Genomic DNA, 17304 nt, shown 5'->3' on the forward strand with positions numbered 1-17304 from the left:
CGCGATGTCTGCGCAGTCCGAGTCCGAGTCCGCCCGGGACGAGCACGGCGGGCCGGAAGGGCCGGAAGGGCCGGACGTGAACGGCTCCGATGCCGGGTCGGCGGACGCCGTACAGGAGTTTCGGAAGGCGCCGCGGCAGCCCCCGCAGCGAGACGCACGCGGTGGGCGCAAGCGGTCCTGGGTGACGGTCGGCTTCGCTCTGGGGCTGGGGGCGAGCCTGGCGTGGCTCGCCGTCCAGACCGTTCTGCGGGTCAGTTCGATGCTGACCCTGATCCTGCTGGCCGTGTTCATCGCGATCAGCCTGGAACCACTCGTCGTCTGGTTCACGCGCCGGGGTCTGCGGCGCGGCTGGGCCGTCGCGATCGTACTGACGGGGTTCGTCGTCGTGCTCGCCGGATTCCTGGCGCTGGTCATTCCGCCGGTCGCCAAGGAGATCGGCGCGCTGGTCGACGCGGTGCCCGGCTGGCTGGAGCAGGTCCACAACCACCAGTCCACGATCGGCCGCCTGGAGGACCGCTACCACGTGGTCGAGAAGGCCAAGGAGCAGATCGGCTCGGGAGGCGGAGCGTCCGGTCTGGCGGGAGGCGTGGTGGGCGCCGGCCAGCTGGTCCTGAGCACGGTCACGTCCACGGCGATCGTGATCACGGTGACCCTGTACTGCATGGCGGCCCTGCCGACGATCAAACAGTTCGGCTACCGGTTCGTAGCGGCCAGTCGCCGTGAGCGGGTCGAGGGCATGGCCGAGGAAATCATGAACCGGATCGGCAAGTTCATGCTCGGCAACCTCGTCACCTCGGGGATCGCCGGAGTGGCGACCTTCGGCTGGTGCGCGGCCACCGGTGTCCCGTACGCCGCCGCGCTGGGCATCTTCACCGCCCTGATGGACCTGATCCCGATCGTCGGCTCCACCCTCGCCGGAATCGTCGTCAGCCTCGTCGCGCTCTCCGTGTCCCTGCCCGTCGCGATCGCGACCGCGGTCTTCTACGTCGTCTTCCGGATCGCCGAGGACTACCTCATCGTGCCCAGGGCCATGAAGTTCGCCGTCGACGTCCATCCGCTGGTCACGGTCCTCGCGGTGCTGGTCGGCGGGGCGCTCCTGGGCATCATCGGCGCCCTCGTCGCCATCCCGGCGGCCGTCGCCGCCGGCCTGATCCTCGACGAGTACGTCTTCCCCGAGAAGGAACGGAAATGACGCAGGCGTCACGTCGGGACGGAGCCCTGACGCAGATCGGAGCCGTGCACCGCGGAGACGGCCGGGGCCGCCACCCCCCACAGGAGAGGCCCCGGCCGTCGCGCTGTACGGGCCGCGCGGCGGCCCGTACTTTTTACAGCGCCGTGGGTGCGTTTTCTGTCACACCGCAGGGCCGAACCACGTAGTTGAGGCTTGTACGGACATGGACGAGGAACAGTTTCAGGTCGTAACGTGCCTTTCGCGCCGGAGTGCGGACGCGACCAACACCATTCGAGGGACCACGTGCTGGGGGACGACGCGGAGCTGACCGCCGCGGTGCTTGCGGCACAGGACGGGGACGAGACCGCGTTCCGGACTGTGTACCGCACGGTGCACCCACGGTTGCTCGGATACGTACGGACGCTGGTCGGCGATCCGGACGCCGAGGACGTCGCGTCCGAGGCCTGGCTGCAGATCGCCCGGGACCTGGACCGGTTCAGCGGGGACGCGGACCGGTTCCGGGGATGGGCGGCCCGGATCGCCCGCAACCGTGCCCTGGACCACATACGGATGCGCGGCCGGCGCCCCGCGACAGTCGGCGACGAGACCGAACTCACCGGCCGCGCCGCCGACTCCGACACCGCCGGCGAGGCCATCGAGGCCCTGGCCACCGACCGCACCCTCTCCCTCATCGCCCAGCTGCCGCAGGACCAGGCCGAGGCCGTCGTCCTGCGCGTGGTGATGGGCCTCGACGCCAAGACCGCCGCGGAGACCCTCGGCAAGCGGCCCGGCGCCGTCCGCACGGCCGCGCACCGCGGGCTGAAACGGCTCGCGGAACTGCTCGGCGGCGACCCGGAATCCGCCGCGGCCCTCGACGCCCTGCCGCCCCAGCGAGACCCGCGCGACCGCGCGGTGACGTCCGCCACTGTGACGCATACGCGCGCGCGGACGCAGAAGGACATGTGATGGCCGACGAGCGCTCTGCTTTTCCGGGGGACACCCCTCGGACCCCCGGCCGATGGCTGGACCGTGAGACCGCCGAACTGCTGCTGCGCGGCGAGTCCCTGGAAGCCGTCGACCCGGCCGCCCGCGCCCAGGCCGACCGGCTCGCCAGAACCCTCGGCGCGCTGTCCGTGGAACCCTCGCCGGCCAAGGTCGAACTCCCGGGCGAGGAAGCCGCGTTGACCGCCTTCAGAGCGGCGCGCACCGGCAACGATGTCGAGCGGGCCGCCCTCGCCAGGCGCGGTCGCGGTCCGTCCTCCGACGCCGGTCTCGTCCGGCTCGGGCGGCCCGCCGCGATCCTCCCGGGGCCACGCTGGGGAAGACCCGTACGGGTCGGCCTGACCGCCGCGCTCGCCGTCGGCATGCTCGGCGGAGTCGCGGCCGCCGTCGGCACGGGCGCCCTCCCGACACCGTTCTACGACGACCCGACGCCCGCCTCCTCCATCTCCGCCGCCGTCACCCCGCCCGACCGCACCCTCGTCTCGCCCGCGCCGAGCGGCACCGGCGGCTCGGGCACGCCCAAGGCGGGCGGCGGTTCCGGCGACTCCTCGGGCGAGGCCGCCGGCAAGGGCGCGAACCCCACGCCGAGCACCGGTTCCGGCGACGACTCCGTCGGCTCCGGCAAGTGGTGGCGCGGGGTCACCTCGTCCTGCCGTGCCGTGCGCGACGGCAAGCCCCTGGCCCCCGGCCGCAAGCGCACCCTGGAGGGCGCGGCGGGCGGTACGTCCCACGTGTGGACGTACTGCAACGGCCTGCTCAAGAACACCGGCACCGACACGGACGACAAGAGCACCGGCGGCACCGGCGACAGCAAGGGTGACGGCAAGAGCGGCGGCGGTCAGGGCGACGGTTCGAGCGGTCCCGGCGACCAGACCGGCGGCCAGAGCGGTGACACCAACGGGCAGGGGCACATATCCCCGCTCGCACCGGGCGGCGGCAGCAGCAACGGCGGTAGCGGCAACGGCGGCAGTGGTAGCGGCAGTGGTGGCAGTGGCAGCGGTTACAACAACCAAGGCGCCGCCACCCCGGGCCCCTCGATCCTCGCCCCGCTCCTCCTGCGCCAGGCGCCGTCCACCACCCCGGCCCCGACGCACACCACCAGCACCGAGACCCGGCAGACCCCGTCGCCGAGCCCGACGTACAGCGTGCTCTGAACTCGGCGCACGCCGCTGACCTGCGGTTTCATGGCGAGTGGAAATTTCTTCGCGGCAGGTGTGACATTTCCGGCCGCCGCGGCGCAGTACTGAGTGAGCCGACTGGTCATCGGCCAACGCACAGAGCCGGGGTTCCCCCCGTACCTACGGCTCGTGCACACGGCGCGGGTGGGACACGTTCCCCCGGTCCCGCCCGCGCCTCATCCACCTATTGGTAGACGACGACCTTGTCGCCGGTCCGCACCTGGGCGAAGAGACTCGCGATCGCCGCCTCGTCCCGGACGTTGACGCAGCCGTGCGAGCCGCCCGCGTAACCCCGCATCGAGAAGTCGTACGAGTAGTGCACCGCCTGGCCGCCGCTGAAGAACATCGCGTACGGCATGGGGGAGTGGTAGAGCGTGGACACCCACGTCCGGGCCTTCCAGTAGACCTGGAACACACCGTCGCGGGTCGGGGTGTACTGCGCGCCGAACCGCACCGACATCGTCGACACCGTCCGCCCGTCGATCATCCAGCGCAGGGTGCGGCTCGTCTTGTCGATGCACAGCACCCGGCCGGTGAGACAGCGCGGGTCGGGCGCGCCGGCCGGCTGGCCGCCCATCAGATACAGGTCCCACTTGCCCGGCGCGTGCGTCATCTTCAGCAGCCGCTGCCAGGTGACGGTGTCGGTCTCGCCCGTCTTCGGCAGCCCGCGCTTGCTCTGGAAACCCGCGACGGCCTGCTCGGTGAGATCGTCGTAGGACCCGGTCGGCCCGTCGAAGAGCCAGTCGACCTGCCGTAGCCGCGCCTGCAACTCGCGCACGTCCGTGCCGCTGTCGCCGCGCGCCCAGAGGACGTTCGCGGCGCGGGCGGTGCGCGGGGAGGCGGAAGCCTTGTCGTCGCCGGTACCGGTGCCACTGCCACTGCCGCTGTCCGGAAGCTGGATGCGTACGGGCAAGTGGTGCTTGCCGTCCGCGTCCGTGCCCTGCACCGTGCAGCCGCACAGGGCCACCAGTGCCGACAGGGCCGCCGCGGCGGCGAACCCTCTCGCCATGCCCGTTGTACGCCTCCCCATACCCGTAGTACGCATCGCGGACCCCCGTCGTCTCACCGGCCTCGTACCCCGGACACGTACCCCCGGATAACAGGCCGCGAACGGCGTCCTGCGCGTGCGACACTCGTTCTCATGCTCGGTGTCATAGACCTCCCCACCTACCTCGCCGGCCTGGTCCTGATCGTCCTGCTGCCCGGCCCCAACTCCCTGTACGTCCTCTCGGTCGCCGCCCGGCGCGGCACCCGGGCCGGGTACACGGCCGCCGCCGGTGTCTGGTGCGGGGACACCGTGCTGATGACGCTCTCCGCGGCCGGGGTCGCCTCGCTGTTGGAGGCCAACGCCGTGCTGTTCGGGATCGTGAAGTACGCGGGGGCCGGGTATCTGACCTGGCTGGCGTTCGGGATGCTGCGGGCCGCGTGGGCGATGTGGCGCAGCCGCAAGGAGCGGGCGGCGGCTATGGAGGCGGCGCCCGCCGAGGAGGCGGCCGAGGAGCGGCCCTACCGCCGTGCCTTCGTCGTGAGTCTCTTCAACCCGAAGGCGATCCTGTTTTTCGTGGCCTTCTTCGTGCAGTTCGTGTCGGAGTCCAACCCGGTCGTGGGCTTCCTGACCTTGGGCGTACTCGCCCAGTTGGCAAGCGTGTTGTACCTGTCCGCGCTCATCTTCGGCGGGTCTCGTCTGGCTGCCGCGTTCCGTCGCCGGAGGATGCTCAGCGCCGGGGCCACCTCGGCCGCCGGGGTGCTCTTCCTGGGGTTCGCCGTCAAGCTGTCTCTGGCAAGCGTGTAGGGGCTGACATGTCTCAACTTGACGATGCTGCGGTCCTGTTCGCCCGAATGAGCCTCCAAGAGCAGCATGAGGCACTGGGAGCCCTAGGCCTGCCCAAGAGGCTCCCCATGGAGTCCCAGGAGCCCCCCAAGGTCACCCCGTTCTCTGCGCTTGCCAGCACGCCCAGCAGGCGGAAACGACAGCCACTCACCGTCAAGGCCGTGAGTAGCCCTGAGACGTCCTGAGGTCCTCAGGGTTTTGCCAACCCTCTAGGCCCCGCCTTGGGCGTCCCGCTCCCCCGGCCGCAGGACGTACGTGCCCATGCCTTTCTCGGACAGCGTGAGCCCCTGCGCGTCCACCTGCCGGTACCCGACAACGCAAATATTGGCGATGCCGCATAGACGACCATGAGCGACCCCCGTACGGTCGTGTTCAAGGGCCCCAATTGGGGCCAGACACAAGGGGGTTTCGGCATGGCCCGCGAAGAACTGACCCGCCTTACCGGCAACGGCAACGGTGAGTGCAATCAGAACGACTGCCCCAACGTGTACCGAACCGCAAGCGGCTCCATCATCGTCCAGGGCGACCTGTCCGAGGCTTTCCAGCCTCCGCAGGGTGAGACCCTGGTGGAGATCCCGGAATCGGTACTCAGGGAGGCCGTTCGTGCCCTTGGATGGTGAAGCGTGGCAAGCCAAGTTCCGGGACTTTCAAAGCGAAGCATGGCGACTTGAGACCCTGCCCGAATACAGGGTCCCTCAAGAAGAGGAGGAGATCCGGGCCTTTCTGGCGGGTGATCGAATCGACCCCCACACGCACTCGAACTCCTACACCGAAGACCTCAAGAGGGTGCGTCGGGAAGGAAAGAGCAAGGGACGCGTACACATCGTGACTCGCCCCCTGTCGGAATACCTCAGGTACGAGTTCATGTATTACCGGCCGCACGTATGGGCCGGAGAAGACATCCGAATCATGGACGTGACCGATCGAGGAAATCCCCTCGCGGGCGTCCAAGACTTCTGGATGTTCGACAAAAAGGAAGTCGTCCTCATGAACTATGAGGACGACGGCACGCAGATCGGCCGGGAAGTGTACGAGGGCGACGTGGCGCTGTACCTCGAATATCAGCGCATCGCACTGACCGCGTCGGTACCTTTTGAGGAGTACGTGAAGGGTCTTGACGTTTGAGCCAGAGGAGATGGGGCAGTCCAAGGCGGACCTAGCCGACACTCTCAAGACGCTCCGAAAGCGAGCCGGGATCACACAGGCCCGGCTCGCTCTGCTGTCCAATATGAGTCAAACGAAGATCAGTAATATCGAAGGAGGGAAACTAACTCCCACTCTAGTTGATGTTGAGCTAATTCTAAGAGCCCTGGACGCACCTCCGGAACTCGTTTCACGAGTCGCGGCCCTGGCGCGCAATGCAAACAGCGAATGGCAAGACGTTTGGAACCAGCGCCGAACCGGTCTAGAGAAGAAGCAGAACGAGCTAGCCGGGTTCGAGCAGTCGTCCACAGAATTCCGGTATTTCCTGCTGTCGATGATTACCGGGCTGTTGGCAACGCCCGAGTATGTGAGAGCGAGTCTCGCCCACATCCCGGGAGATCACAGCAAGGCGATTGCCAAGAAGCTAGAGCGACAGGCAGTTCTATACGATACGTCGAAACGCTTCACGTTCATTCTTACTGAGCAGGCCGTTAGGTGGCCATTCCTGCCCTCGGCAGCCATGGCGATGCAGGTTGACCGACTGGCATCGATTTCCTTGCTGCCGAACGTTCACCTCGGGGTCATCCCGCTTGAAGGTCATATGTCGGTAGGGCCGTTGAATACCTTCACCGTATATGACACGCGGATCGTGACCGTCGAGACACAGACGGGCGCAATGGTATTCAGAGACCACCGGGATGTATCGGCATACCTAGATGAGTTTGCCGTATATGAAGGCTTGGCGTTGTTCGGGGATCAATGCAGGGGACGTCTGTTCGAGTGGGCCGAAAGGTTCCGCTCGTGATTCCTACCCGACAACACAAATAAAGCTCGTTCGACTGCACGCTTCGCGGCACCATTACGTGACAGACGTGGAGCCGAGGGGCGATCGATGCTTGAGGACAAGTCGGAGGCTGAATCCAGTTCCGGACCAGTAGCGAGGAACATCCCCGGACTTGAACCTGTCGGGGTCGAGGGGTGCATGACGTGCGCAGCCCTCGGGAATTCCCGAGAAGTGGCCCGCGAAGCGGGCGTGCTGGAAGCTGTGACGAGTGCTAATCAAGAGATCAGCAACCATCCGCATAGCGGCGTGGGTCAGGGGAGAAAGCTCCCCACCGCGACGGTTTGGGGGGTGGCTGTATGACCTATCCGGGCGAAGCCGTCGACCTGCCCCTAGATGATTGGCTGTACGAGGCCAAGCCTCGTGAAGGGTGCCACCAGTGCGCGCAAGCCCTTGCCGCATTGGAGACGGCCAAGAAGGCCGGTGACGCCTCCGCTCGCTTCGAGGCGGCTCGCAGGGTTCGGCAATGCACGCACGGGGACTAGGTCATGGCCACCGCACCCGAAAAGCCGAGGGCTGGTCGGCGAGGTTATGACAATGGCCGCCCTTCCATTATCGAGTGGTTGAACGGCGTATCCGCGATCTGTGGAGAGTGTTTCGGGAGTCGCGAAGTCTGGTGCCCTGCGTGCGGTGGGTTCGGCGGATGTGTCACCTGCAATGGTCGGGAAAAAGTCCGGTGCACTCAGTGCGCGGGCGGGCGCCTCACCGGATACAGGTTTTGAAGCAGAACTGAACTGCGTGCCCAGAGCACGCCAGAACAAGCCTCGCACTGATCAGAACGCCCGAGAACGGCCCCGCCTGTACGTCGTCCCCCGTGGCGTGCGGGCGGGGCTTCTGTATATCTGCAAGATGAATGATCCGAAGCCTTCTAGGGTGAAACGAAAAAAGCAGGGGTACCCCGAGCCGGCTCGGGGTACCCCTGAAGTTTTAGTGGTCTTTCAGTGATCTCTTGGAACAGCGCCGATCGGGCAAGACCAGGTGAGTCACTGTGATGCAGAGCTGGTTCCCGCACCGGTTCTCGAAGGTGTTCGCGGTGATCGGCCCTCGGTACTTCTTCGCCGTAAGATATCTCTTCACTAGAGTTTTACGGCCGCGCCCGAAAACGGGCTCACTCTGCGATGTAGTCTTCCCTTTCCAGACTCGACAGCCAGTCGAGATAATGGGGGTAGACAACGCCATGATCTCATCGAGTGGAGTCTTCACGCTTTGACCTTTCCCCCGAGGAATATTCCTTATCGTAGGACAGGGAACGGGGCAATCGAAAACCGTTCCCTGCCCTACCAGCTACTTAGCTAGTGGCAGCCTTCACGACCTGCACCGAAGAAGTCTCGGCCAGAGAAACGCCAGCGACTCGCATAGTCAGCTTGAAGCCAACTTGATCTGAATCGAAGCGTGCGTCCTCGGAAACCTTTACCGAGGCGTTGCGGCGGATACCAACCATGATGCGCGAGCCATCAGCCACCGCGACAGTTTTGGGCGGTAGGAAGGCACTCGGAAGGATCGGCAAACCCCATGCAGTGGAAGCAGGAGAGTTAACCGGAGAACCACCCTGGTAGGTGCCAGAACCAGCGGCCTTTTCCTTTCGGAGAGCCGCAGCCATATCAACGGAAGCCCATACGACCGAAGGCGTTCCGTTCATAGCCTCGATCCGGGCAACGGCGTCCGCCAAATCGTCGTAGGTGATCGACGTCTTTCCGGAACCAAGAGTCGTAGAGACGCCCTGAGAAAGAATGCCCTTGATCGGATTGGTCCCCGAACCGGTGAATGCATCAGCGTCGAACTTGAGGCTAGCGTCACGAAGAAGGTTGCTAGCAATCACGTTACGCAGATTGACGGCGCTGTCTTCCAGCACCTCGACCGACGCCCACTGTATGCGGCCGATCTTCTGGCTTTCGAACTTAACCTCACCCCAGACCATTTCCCCTTCCGGGATGGTCTGGCCCTCTTCTACGTAGTCACCGCCAGTGGAAGAGACAAGCTGTGGAACCGAGAAAGTCTCCGAATTGAACGGGACTATGCTGTCGGCAGGGAGACCCCGGAGGAAGGTCGAGTTAGCCTTTAGCGCGTCCACGTACTTGGAAGCCGTCTCGGACGGCACCACATAGCCGCCGCTACTCGGGGAATTCTCGGCGATAAGTTCGCGGTACTCGTTCGCGGACGGCATCAGGCCGCGCCACGAATTTCCCTTGTCCTGATGCCGATTTCCGGTCGGTGCGAACAGGCCGCCAGCGCGGGTCATGAGCGACCGAACCTCGGCCTCCCGTTCGCCACGCTCGACAGCATCTCGGGCCTCGGCCTCAAGGCCGTTGATGTCCGAGTCAAGCTCCTCGATGCGTTCACGCTTCTCCGCGTTGGAAAGATTCTTGTTGTCATTCACAGAGCGCATCTCGGCAACGAGACGGGAACGCTTCTCCAGAGCAGCCTTAGCCTGAGCCTTGAACAGGGGAGGGCAGTCAGTCATTGATATTCCTTAGAGGTTTTGGCCGGAAGAGGCCATGAAAAAGCCGCCCTGCACCCGGAGTCGGGTGGGGCGGCTTTGTTGTGTCTGTAGTTCTGTTAGTTGGCTAGGGCTTCTTTAGCGCGAGCTGCGCGCTGTTGCTCTACGCGTTCAACGAAGCGGTCTCGGCGCGCATTGCGCCGAGCTTGATTCTTGCAGGAAGGGTTGCAATACCGGGGTGGACGGCCAGGGCCGTATTCGATATCGAAGGGCTTCTCACAAGCCCAGCACTTCAGCTCGACTGTGTTCTTCATGTCCCATGCCTCTTCGAGGTTCAGCTTTCACCCTTCATAGAACCGTTAGGTAGCACGAAACCTCACAGGCTACCCAGCTCAATATTGAGAACCCTTCGAACGCCTCGGCCGAGTTGCGGACCGCCTATCGGTCCCACGAGTTCCGGCTAACCCCCGCGTGTTCACGGGGAGGGAAAGACGCGGGTGCGGAAAGTGATCCCAAAAATGTTTTGGATCTCCCCTCCCCTTTAGGGACCAAGAATCTGAGCCAGGGAGCTTGACAAGGCGTCGCCTGGCGTGGTGGGGGATGCTGGTCCATTGCGGCCTGTCCGTAGAAGTCCAGCCAGGGATGCGTTGGGCTGCCAGGGACAGTGTTGGCCCGGCCTACCAGACGCTACGATCCGCTCCATGGACGCTGGGGTGGCGGCGGTGCTTGGCGCACTAGCAGGATCAGTTTCGGCCGCCGGGGTGGCTTTCATAGGCGGTCGGTACTCGCGTGAGGTGGCTCAAATTGGCGCTCGATCGGAGCACCTGAAGGAGAGTTGGGGCAAGCGGGAAGAGAGATACAAGAACTTCTTGCTAATTCTCGGAACTGCCGAGTTGCAGCTTGAGAAGATTGTCAGGCGATTACTTAACGGGCAGTCGATACTTGCAGAGTTGGAAGTATTTATTGACGCAGTCAAACCTATCGAAAATGCTCGAACGGAAGTTGCGCTTGCCGGACCGCTGAACACTCATGAGTCAGCGCGACTTGCTACTGTTGTTGTGCTTTTTGTCTGCGAGAAGCTGGAAGATCATAGGCTTGCGCACTCATATTTGGCTCAGGGTCCTTTCCCAATGGGAACTTGGGAGATGCGCATGTTTGGTGAAGGACTAGCGCGAAAGTTGGAAGAACTTGAAGGAGCAAAGAAATCCTTCGAGGCGCGAGCCGTTCAAGACCTTCAGGACTTCGGATTTCGCCGTTAGTACCTCTTGCCCTTCCGGCAGTCGTTCTCTTGCCTCGTGTTGCATGAGCGGCACAGAACGCGCACGTTGTCGAGCGTGTTCGTGCCTCCCTCTTTCCGAGGGGTGATGTGATATCCGGTTAGGTCTTGATCGGTACCGCAGCGCGAACAGTAAGGCTGGAGCCTGATGGCTTCAGCCCTTACTTTTTTCCATTGGTAGTCGGCTCCGAATAGCCTCAGCCGGCTAGCGCCTATAGCTGAAATTGAAGGAGATTACTTCTCCCGCTCCGACCCCTTCTCGGGAGTCGTTCGCTTCGGCCTTGGCCGATAGAGACTCTGAAGGCTCACGGGCCGAAGGAGTCACGCTCTCGTCGTTCGCTCTGCTCCGCAGGCTTCGATCTTTCAGCCTTGGCCAGAGTCAGCCCCGATAGGGAGCCTGGCTTTCTGCCCGCTCTTCGATCGGCCAGGGCATAGGTGTACCCGAAGGGGTACACCGTCTTATGAACTATAGATATGGGATCTCTATTGAGATCCCTATGAGATTGTGTACCCGCTCGGGTATATCCCCTGTACCCATAGGAGCACTAGCGGGCTACCTGCCCGGCATAGAGCTGATAGGCGTGTTCGGCCGAGGCGTAAGGAATCTCGCGCCACGGCCAGGCCCCCGGTTCCTCTCCGTCGAGGAACCAAAGCTTCTGCTCAAGAGTGAGATCAATCGGCCCGGTAGGGGCTGTGGACGGCCGTTCAGCGGCCGAGGGGCCCCAGCGGTCAAGGTCCGCCGCAGCGGCCTTCGTAGGGCCATTCTCGGGCTTCTGACGCTTGCGCCCCTCCGGTCCGGTCTTGACTGCCGTCAACACCTCAGCCGGGGCAGTGAGGCAGTAGACGACGGTATCGGCGCCCGAGCGGATTCCGGTATCCGTGAGGTAGCCGCACTCGACAAGCTTCCTACGGTGCGGATGGACCTTGGTTGCATTGGACAGGCCGACCATTTCAGCAATGGTCGCCATGGACGGAAACACATCCGTCCCGTCCGAGTAGTCCCCGAACATCGAGAAAGCCATTCCCACGGCGAAGGTGTTCTGTCTGATGCACGGATCGTGGGCTATGCAGCGCCGCCAAAGGTCGTGGTCTACGCGGGAGTTCATCTTTCCGGGTTCTCCAAATCGTGAGGGCGCGTGGCGACTGCTACAGCCCTGCCGCCTGGTTGAGGCCGAAGCGGGCGCGCTGGCTATTTCTACCGTCGTGCCCCTGGCGGTTTCAAGGAAGGGCGTTTAAACGGTGCCTTTGACTTCGCCAGGGGGGAGCGATGCAAGGTTTCTTCACCACTAGCACCCGGCGCACGTCCTCGGGGTCGAGGTAGGGGGAGTATGCGTGTTGTAACCGTGATCCAGGATCAGGATGGTAACCGGAGAGTTGTTGCTGATGTCGTCTATCCATCCGAGAGTTGACATAAGAAATGCCCCCTCCTTCTGGAGGGGGTATTTTGGTTTCGAGGAGTGCGCCGGTATGGCTAACTCCAGTTGTTGTCCATCCTGATCAGTCGCTTCTCAACATCGTGCGGAATGATCAACCGCCCCAACAGTTCCCCATCGTCCTGTTTTCCAAGTTCGAAAGTGATTCCGGCGCTCAGTAGATCTTTTTCCATGGCTTCTACGCCACCGGTCTTCCAATGTTGACTGTAGGTAATGCCGGTGCTTTCGTAGACCCACCTGTCTTTTGTGGACTCCGGGTCGATCTTCGTCAAGTCGTTCATGAGAGCGTCTAGCGTGGTCTCTGCCTTTTCGCGAATGAATCCGGCCTTATCGAACCTTCCGCCGGGCTCCAGCCCGGACATGTAGTAGGCAATGGAGTCTTCCAGTCGCTTCCGCTCACGCCTGTTCTCGTCGCCTCGGGCGTACTCGCGGCGGATCACCTCGAAATCCCCCAGGGCCTCAAAGACGGCTTGCGCCAGAGCCGAGTACACATGTTCAGGGTCCGGTGTCACGAACCCTGGCTTCCGGCACTCGGGGCACCGCAGGTACCGATACTCTTTCACTTCGCCGGTAGAAAGTGTCCTGTAGTTGTTCGTTTCGTTAATGTTTCTACCGCACTGGTGTTTCATGACGCCGAGGAACCTGGTGGGATGGCGGTTCTTCTCATGATGGCGCTTGTTCTTCGAGCGGAGGGAAAGTGCTGCTTGTACGTTCTCGAACTCTTCATCAGTCAGGATCGGGTTATCCGTGACCCTGATTTCCTGGCCGTTCTTGTCCAGTACCGGTGTGGATTTGTAGGTGGCCGCTTTCGTTCCTCCCTCCGTGCGAATCCCCTTGACGGCAGGATTCCTAAGGGTCCTGAGAACTTGCTGGTTGTTCCATTTCCCGTTGCTGTAGGTCGGAACCTTGGCCCTGTCTAGGACCTTAGCGATTCGGTTTGCCGGAACCCCCCGAATCGCAGCTTTGTACATATAGCGCACTGCCCGCGCTTGCTTGGGATCTTGTACTAGGCGGAGTTTCCCGCGCACCCTGCCAGTCTTGTAGCCAAACGATGGCTTACCGATACGCCATTGATCCTGCTGCTTAGTGTATTCCCAGTGGGATGAAACGCGGGTTTTGGTGTTGGCGGCTTCAATCTCTGCAACTGCTGCGACGAATGTCACCATCGCCTGGGCCATGGGAGATGACAGGTCCAGCGTGTCATTAAGAGAAACCAGGTTCTTCCCGAACTTCTCGCACCACTTGATGACCTCGTGTAGGTCAGAAATCCGCCTGATGAACCGGTCCAGCTTCCAGAACAGAATGAGGTCAAACTCTGGTATGCGGTTGTTGAGCCAGTCCCCGAGTTCCTTCCGCTCCCAAGGTGCTTTCTTGGTTGCAGACACTCCGAGGTCCCTGGCTACGCCGACAACCCTGATGCCCTCTCGGATGGCATGGCGACGAAGGTCAAGCTCCTGCCGGGCTGGGCTGGTGGTGTCCTCGGTGAGGATGGACAGGCGTACCGACAGGAGCCCACGGGGCGCCCCCTCCGGCAGCGCATCGTTCGTGGCCTGGAGTTCGGCTAGCTCTGCCAGTTCCTCGGCGGTCCACTCGGGAGCGGTCTTCGTAGCGGTCATGGGCGCGAGCGTACATGCAGTTGGATTCTGGAACGTTCTTCGTGCAGTTCGTCGACCCGGGGTACGCCTACCCCGCGCTGTCGTTCGTCGTGCTCGGCGCCTTCGCGCAGCTGGCGAGCTTCCTGTACCTCAGTGCGCTGATCTTCAGCGGGACCCGGCTGGCGACGGCTTTCCGCCGGCGTAGGCGGCTCGCGGCGGGGGCCACCTCGGCGGCGGGGGCGTTGTTCCTGGGCTTCGCGGTGAAGCTGTCACTGGCCAGCTCCGTGTAACTAGGCCTTCAGGCCGAAGCGTTCCGTGTACTTGGCCAGGCCGCTCTCCGTGTCGCCCGCCCAGCCGACGTAGCCGTCGGGGCGGACCAGGAAGAGGCCCGTTCCGTACGGCTCGGTCGGCGGGCCTTCCACGACGCGTACGGCGTCGTTGTCGCCGACCGCCGGTGCCGCCGTGCCCAGCGCGAGCAGGGTCCAGTGCGGGCCCCGGAAGGCGTCCAGGAGGCGTACGCCCGCGATGGTGCGGTTCGGGGCGCGGTCGCCGGCGCGTAGCGCGTCCGTGGCTGCCCGGGTCTCCTCCGTGAGGCTCGACTCCCGGTAGCCGATGCCCAGTTGGCGGGTCGCCTCGCCGCGGCGGGCCTCGCCCCGGTGCACCTTGGTGGACAGGCCGAGCATCTCGGCGGCGTTGGGGAGCCGCTCCTCCTCGTAGGTGTCGAGCAGGCTCGCGGGGGCCTGGCCGCGCAGCACCGCGCCCAGTTTCCAGCCCAGGTTGTAGGCGTCCTGGACGCTGGTGTTGAGGCCCTGGCCGCCGGCCGGCGAGTGGACGTGCGCCGCGTCCCCGGCGAGGAAGACCCGGCCCTCCTGGAAACGGTCCGCGAGGGCGGCCCGGGGGCGGAAGTCCGAAGCCCAGCGGACCTCGGTCACGTCCTCGGGGGCGAGATGCGAGCGGCTGGCGACGAGCTTGCGCACGCCGTCGAGAGAGAGGTCGGGCGCGCTGTCGTCCAGGAGTTGGGCGACCACCTGGAAGTCCTCGGTCCCGGCCAGCGGGCAGATCGCGAGGAAGCCCTCGTCGCCGCGCGGCGGGAAGATGTGCCAGTTGTCGCGGTCCAGGCCGGTGATCCGGGTGTCGGCGACCAGGATCGGATTCGGGTCGACGGTCTCGCCGGTCATGGCGATGCCGAGGGCCCGCCGGATCACCGAGCGACCGCCGTCCGCGGCCACCGCGTACCGGGCGCGGACGGGGGCGCCGGACGCGAACGCGACCGTCACACCGTCCTCGTCCTGGGCGATCCCGGTGACCTCGCGGCCGAAGGACACCCGGCCGCCCAGCTCGTCGAGCCGGGCCCGCAGGATCTCCTGGGTGCGCCACTGGGGCACCATCCACGGGGCGCCGTACGGCGAGTCCTCGTTCGTCTCGGCCGGGTCGAACATGTTCTGCTCGGCGACCCGCTCGCCGTCCTGCCAGACCATCCCGACCGGGTAGTCGCCGCCCGCCGCGAGGATCGCGTCCAGCACGCCGAGGTCGTCGAAGACCTCCATCGTGCGCGGCTGCAGGCCCTTGCCGCGTGAGCCGGGGGACAGCCCCGTGCCGCGCTCCACGACCAGCGCGTCCACTCCACGCCGGGCCAGATCGACGCCGAGGGCGAGTCCGGTGGGGCCGGCGCCCACGATCAGTACGTCCACTTGTCCGATCGACACGTCCACGTGCTCGGTCATGATCCAGTCTCCTTAACGCTGTTAAGTGCGGCTGGTTCCGAGGGTGGCCTTAACGGTGTTAAGTTGTCAAGCGTGAGTACGGAACGACGCACCCCCCTGGACCGCAAGCGCGTCGCGGACACGGCCCTGCGCCTGCTGAACGAGGTCGGTCTCGACGGGCTGAGCCTGCGCGCCATCGCCAAGGAGCTGGACGTCAAGGCGCCCGCGCTGTACTGGCACTTCAAGGACAAGCAGGCGCTGCTCGACGAGATGGCCACGGAGATGTACCGGCGGATGGTCGCCGACTCCCCGGTCACCGCCGAGGACACCTGGCGGGACCGGCTGCTGAAGTCCAACCGAGGACTGCGCGACGCACTGCTCGGCTACCGCGACGGCGCCAAGGTCTTCAGCGGCTCACGCTTCACCGGAACCCTGCACGCCGTGGAGATGGAACGCACGCTGCGCCTGTTCACGGAGGCCGGCTTCACCCTCGCCCAGGCGGTCCGCGCGACCTCGACGTCGTACCTCTACACGATCGGTTTCGTCAGCGAGGAACAGGGTGTCCAGCCGCTGCCGGACGAGCGCCGGGCGGGCTACGACGTGGACGAACGCGCCCGCCTGATGGCCGACTTCCCGTTGTCGGCCGCGGCGGGCGCGGAGATCTTCGAGGATTACGGCCGGCACTTCGAGGAAGGGCTCGACCTGGTCGTCGCCGGTATCGAGGCGCGGTTCAGGACCGGCTGAGGCCGTTGCGGATCGCTCGCGTGAGGATCGGCGGCAGCACGTCGGCCGCGATGCGGCGGGCACGGGCCGTGCCGCGGCGGCGGCGGAGCGGGACTTTTGCCGCCGCCGGCCGGGGCGCCACCTCTTCCGAGCGGTGTGCGAACCGGGACGGTGGGAAGGGCGGAGCCTGCATGCCCTTCTTCGACTTGAGGCGGACGATCCGGTGTCCGGCGGCCTGCTGGATGCTGAGGTCGCAGTCATCGCGCCCGCGCACCATCGCCAGCAGCTCGTCCTGCACGGGACCGGGGTCCTCCCAGGTGCCGTAGAGCTTCTGGGTGCTCAGGCAGATCGGGCGCAGGCCCCTGGAGAGCACCGCCTCCCATACGGCGACGGAGACGCCGGGCGTGTGTTCCGAGCGGAAGTCGTCCAGGACCACGATCCCGCCGGGCAGCAGGGCGTCACGGGCCGCGCCGATGTCGTCGCGGACGTGCTCGTACAGGTGCGAGGCGTCGATGTGCACGAACCGGCAGCTGGCCGGGGCGACTTCGGCCGGGACGATGCTGCTGGGGCCCTTCAGGACGCGGGGGAGCGTCTCGTGGAAGGCGAGGTAGTTCTCCTCGAAGGTGCGCTGGGTGAGGGAGGCGTACGACTTCGTCGCCTCCGCCTGGTTGGCGCCGTCCAGCGCGTCGCCCTCGAAGAGGTCGCACACCGTGAACTTCTCGCCCTCGCGGCCGTGTCGGCCGAGGCAGATCGCGCTCTTGCCCATGTACACCCCGACTTCCAGCAGATCACCCCGCGTTCCCGTCGACTCCTGCCGGTCCAGGAACCATTCGAAAAGCACCTGGTCGAGAACAGGGAACCAGCCGGGAACGTCGTCGAGCCGGTGGGGCGGTCGTATCGTGCCGGGTGTGGGGGTCATGGCGCAGCACACTCCCTGAGGGGGACGGGCTCGCCTGCCTGAGCCCGTGCGG

At 64.9% G+C, this 17304-nt stretch carries 16 protein-coding genes and 1 pseudogene; 10 read left to right on the top strand and 7 right to left on the bottom strand.

The window, feature by feature from the left end; all coding sequences use genetic code 11:
* Window positions 1-4 precede the first annotated feature (4 nt).
* From OG588_RS31180 to OG588_RS31190, 3 genes are all read left to right on the top strand, one after another.
* Window positions 5-1192: an AI-2E family transporter gene (locus tag OG588_RS31180; protein WP_405950164.1), complete on the top strand. Its 1188-nt coding sequence runs from the start codon at window positions 5-7 to the stop codon at window positions 1190-1192.
* A gap of 282 nt (window positions 1193-1474) precedes the next feature.
* A complete protein-coding gene (locus OG588_RS31185; protein ID WP_405950165.1) occupies window positions 1475-2137 on the top strand; it encodes an RNA polymerase sigma factor in 663 nt (220 codons plus the stop codon).
* Window positions 2137-3327 carry a hypothetical protein gene (locus tag OG588_RS31190; protein ID WP_405950166.1) on the top strand — a complete coding sequence of 397 codons (1191 nt, stop codon included), beginning with the start codon at window positions 2137-2139 and terminating at the stop codon, window positions 3325-3327. Before OG588_RS31185 ends, OG588_RS31190 begins: the two co-directional genes overlap by 1 nt.
* Window positions 3328-3535: 208 nt before the next feature.
* Here the strand turns inward: OG588_RS31190 and OG588_RS31195 are convergent, their stop codons facing one another.
* On the bottom strand, window positions 3536-4360 hold the full coding sequence (locus tag OG588_RS31195; protein ID WP_405950167.1) for a L,D-transpeptidase family protein: 825 nt from the start codon (window positions 4358-4360) through the stop codon (window positions 3536-3538).
* 132 nt (window positions 4361-4492) lie between these two features.
* Here OG588_RS31195 and leuE point away from each other — a divergent pair, with 132 nt between their 5' ends.
* The 4 genes from leuE to OG588_RS31215 all read left to right on the top strand — a co-directional run bounded on the left by leuE (window position 4493) and on the right by OG588_RS31215 (window position 7130).
* Window positions 4493-5143 (top strand): leucine efflux protein LeuE, encoded by a 651-nt coding sequence (leuE, locus tag OG588_RS31200; protein ID WP_405950168.1) that lies wholly within the window; start codon window positions 4493-4495, stop codon window positions 5141-5143.
* Between the two features lie 452 nt (window positions 5144-5595).
* The gene (locus OG588_RS31205) at window positions 5596-5802 is read left to right on the top strand and encodes a hypothetical protein (protein WP_405950169.1); all 207 of its coding nucleotides are present in this window, start codon (window positions 5596-5598) and stop codon (window positions 5800-5802) included.
* Complete coding sequence (locus OG588_RS31210; protein ID WP_405950170.1) at window positions 5786-6307, top strand: DUF6879 family protein; 522 nt, start codon at window positions 5786-5788, stop codon at window positions 6305-6307. The genes OG588_RS31205 and OG588_RS31210 overlap by 17 nt, the downstream gene beginning before the upstream one ends.
* Window positions 6297-7130: a helix-turn-helix domain-containing protein gene (locus OG588_RS31215; protein ID WP_405950171.1), complete on the top strand. Its 834-nt coding sequence runs from the start codon at window positions 6297-6299 to the stop codon at window positions 7128-7130. Before OG588_RS31210 ends, OG588_RS31215 begins: the two co-directional genes overlap by 11 nt.
* A gap of 1324 nt (window positions 7131-8454) precedes the next feature.
* On the opposite strand, the gene OG588_RS31220 is transcribed toward OG588_RS31215, so the two are convergent.
* A complete protein-coding gene (locus OG588_RS31220) occupies window positions 8455-9627 on the bottom strand; it encodes a phage major capsid protein (protein ID WP_405950172.1) in 1173 nt (390 codons plus the stop codon).
* 677 nt (window positions 9628-10304) lie between these two features.
* On the opposite strand from OG588_RS31220, the gene OG588_RS31225 reads away from it, so the two are divergent.
* Window positions 10305-10862, top strand: coding sequence for a hypothetical protein (locus OG588_RS31225; protein ID WP_405950173.1), 558 nt, complete (start codon window positions 10305-10307; stop codon window positions 10860-10862).
* Here the strand turns inward: OG588_RS31225 and OG588_RS31230 are convergent.
* The 3 genes from OG588_RS31230 to OG588_RS31240 all read right to left on the bottom strand — a co-directional run bounded on the left by OG588_RS31230 (window position 10859) and on the right by OG588_RS31240 (window position 13928).
* The gene (locus OG588_RS31230) at window positions 10859-11104 is read right to left on the bottom strand and encodes an HNH endonuclease (RefSeq protein WP_405953253.1); all 246 of its coding nucleotides are present in this window, start codon (window positions 11102-11104) and stop codon (window positions 10859-10861) included. The genes OG588_RS31225 and OG588_RS31230 overlap by 4 nt on opposite strands.
* Before the next feature lie 320 nt (window positions 11105-11424).
* Window positions 11425-11985: a hypothetical protein gene (locus OG588_RS31235; protein ID WP_405950174.1), complete on the bottom strand. Its 561-nt coding sequence runs from the start codon at window positions 11983-11985 to the stop codon at window positions 11425-11427.
* Window positions 11986-12350: 365 nt separating this feature from the next.
* A complete protein-coding gene (locus OG588_RS31240) occupies window positions 12351-13928 on the bottom strand; it encodes a recombinase family protein (protein ID WP_405950175.1) in 1578 nt (525 codons plus the stop codon).
* A gap of 35 nt (window positions 13929-13963) precedes the next feature.
* On the opposite strand from OG588_RS31240, the pseudogene OG588_RS31245 reads away from it, so the two are divergent.
* A pseudogene (locus OG588_RS31245) lies at window positions 13964-14197 on the top strand (LysE family transporter); the annotation flags it as partial.
* Here the strand turns inward: OG588_RS31245 and OG588_RS31250 are convergent.
* Window positions 14198-15631 carry an FAD-dependent oxidoreductase gene (locus tag OG588_RS31250; RefSeq protein WP_405950176.1) on the bottom strand — a complete coding sequence of 478 codons (1434 nt, stop codon included), beginning with the start codon at window positions 15629-15631 and terminating at the stop codon, window positions 14198-14200.
* A 72-nt stretch (window positions 15632-15703) separates the two neighbouring features.
* Here OG588_RS31250 and OG588_RS31255 point away from each other — a divergent pair, with 72 nt between their 5' ends.
* The gene (locus OG588_RS31255; RefSeq protein WP_405950177.1) at window positions 15704-16354 is read left to right on the top strand and encodes a TetR/AcrR family transcriptional regulator C-terminal domain-containing protein; all 651 of its coding nucleotides are present in this window, start codon (window positions 15704-15706) and stop codon (window positions 16352-16354) included.
* Here the strand turns inward: OG588_RS31255 and OG588_RS31260 are convergent.
* Complete coding sequence (locus OG588_RS31260) at window positions 16341-17252, bottom strand: class I SAM-dependent methyltransferase (protein WP_405950178.1); 912 nt, start codon at window positions 17250-17252, stop codon at window positions 16341-16343. The two genes, OG588_RS31255 and OG588_RS31260, sit on opposite strands and share 14 nt — an antisense overlap.
* Window positions 17253-17304: the final 52 nt, after the last annotated feature.

Source organism: Streptomyces prunicolor, from assembly GCF_045162825.1.
Lineage (GTDB): Bacteria > Actinomycetota > Actinomycetes > Streptomycetales > Streptomycetaceae > Streptomyces > Streptomyces prunicolor.

Coding starts and splice junctions, on each gene's coding strand:
- OG588_RS31180 (WP_405950164.1), top strand. CDS start 5: ATGTCTGCGCAGTCCGAGTCCGAGTCCGCCCGGGACGAGCACGGCGGG.
- OG588_RS31190 (WP_405950166.1), top strand. CDS start 2,137: ATGGCCGACGAGCGCTCTGCTTTTCCGGGGGACACCCCTCGGACCCCC.
- OG588_RS31195 (WP_405950167.1), bottom strand. CDS start 4,360: ATGGCGAGAGGGTTCGCCGCCGCGGCGGCCCTGTCGGCACTGGTGGCC.
- leuE (WP_405950168.1), top strand. CDS start 4,493: ATGCTCGGTGTCATAGACCTCCCCACCTACCTCGCCGGCCTGGTCCTG.
- OG588_RS31205 (WP_405950169.1), top strand. CDS start 5,596: ATGGCCCGCGAAGAACTGACCCGCCTTACCGGCAACGGCAACGGTGAG.
- OG588_RS31220 (WP_405950172.1), bottom strand. CDS start 9,627: ATGACTGACTGCCCTCCCCTGTTCAAGGCTCAGGCTAAGGCTGCTCTG.
- OG588_RS31225 (WP_405950173.1), top strand. CDS start 10,305: ATGGACGCTGGGGTGGCGGCGGTGCTTGGCGCACTAGCAGGATCAGTT.
- OG588_RS31235 (WP_405950174.1), bottom strand. CDS start 11,985: ATGAACTCCCGCGTAGACCACGACCTTTGGCGGCGCTGCATAGCCCAC.
- OG588_RS31240 (WP_405950175.1), bottom strand. CDS start 13,928: ATGACCGCTACGAAGACCGCTCCCGAGTGGACCGCCGAGGAACTGGCA.
- OG588_RS31250 (WP_405950176.1), bottom strand. CDS start 15,631: ATGACCGAGCACGTGGACGTGTCGATCGGACAAGTGGACGTACTGATC.
- OG588_RS31260 (WP_405950178.1), bottom strand. CDS start 17,252: ATGACCCCCACACCCGGCACGATACGACCGCCCCACCGGCTCGACGAC.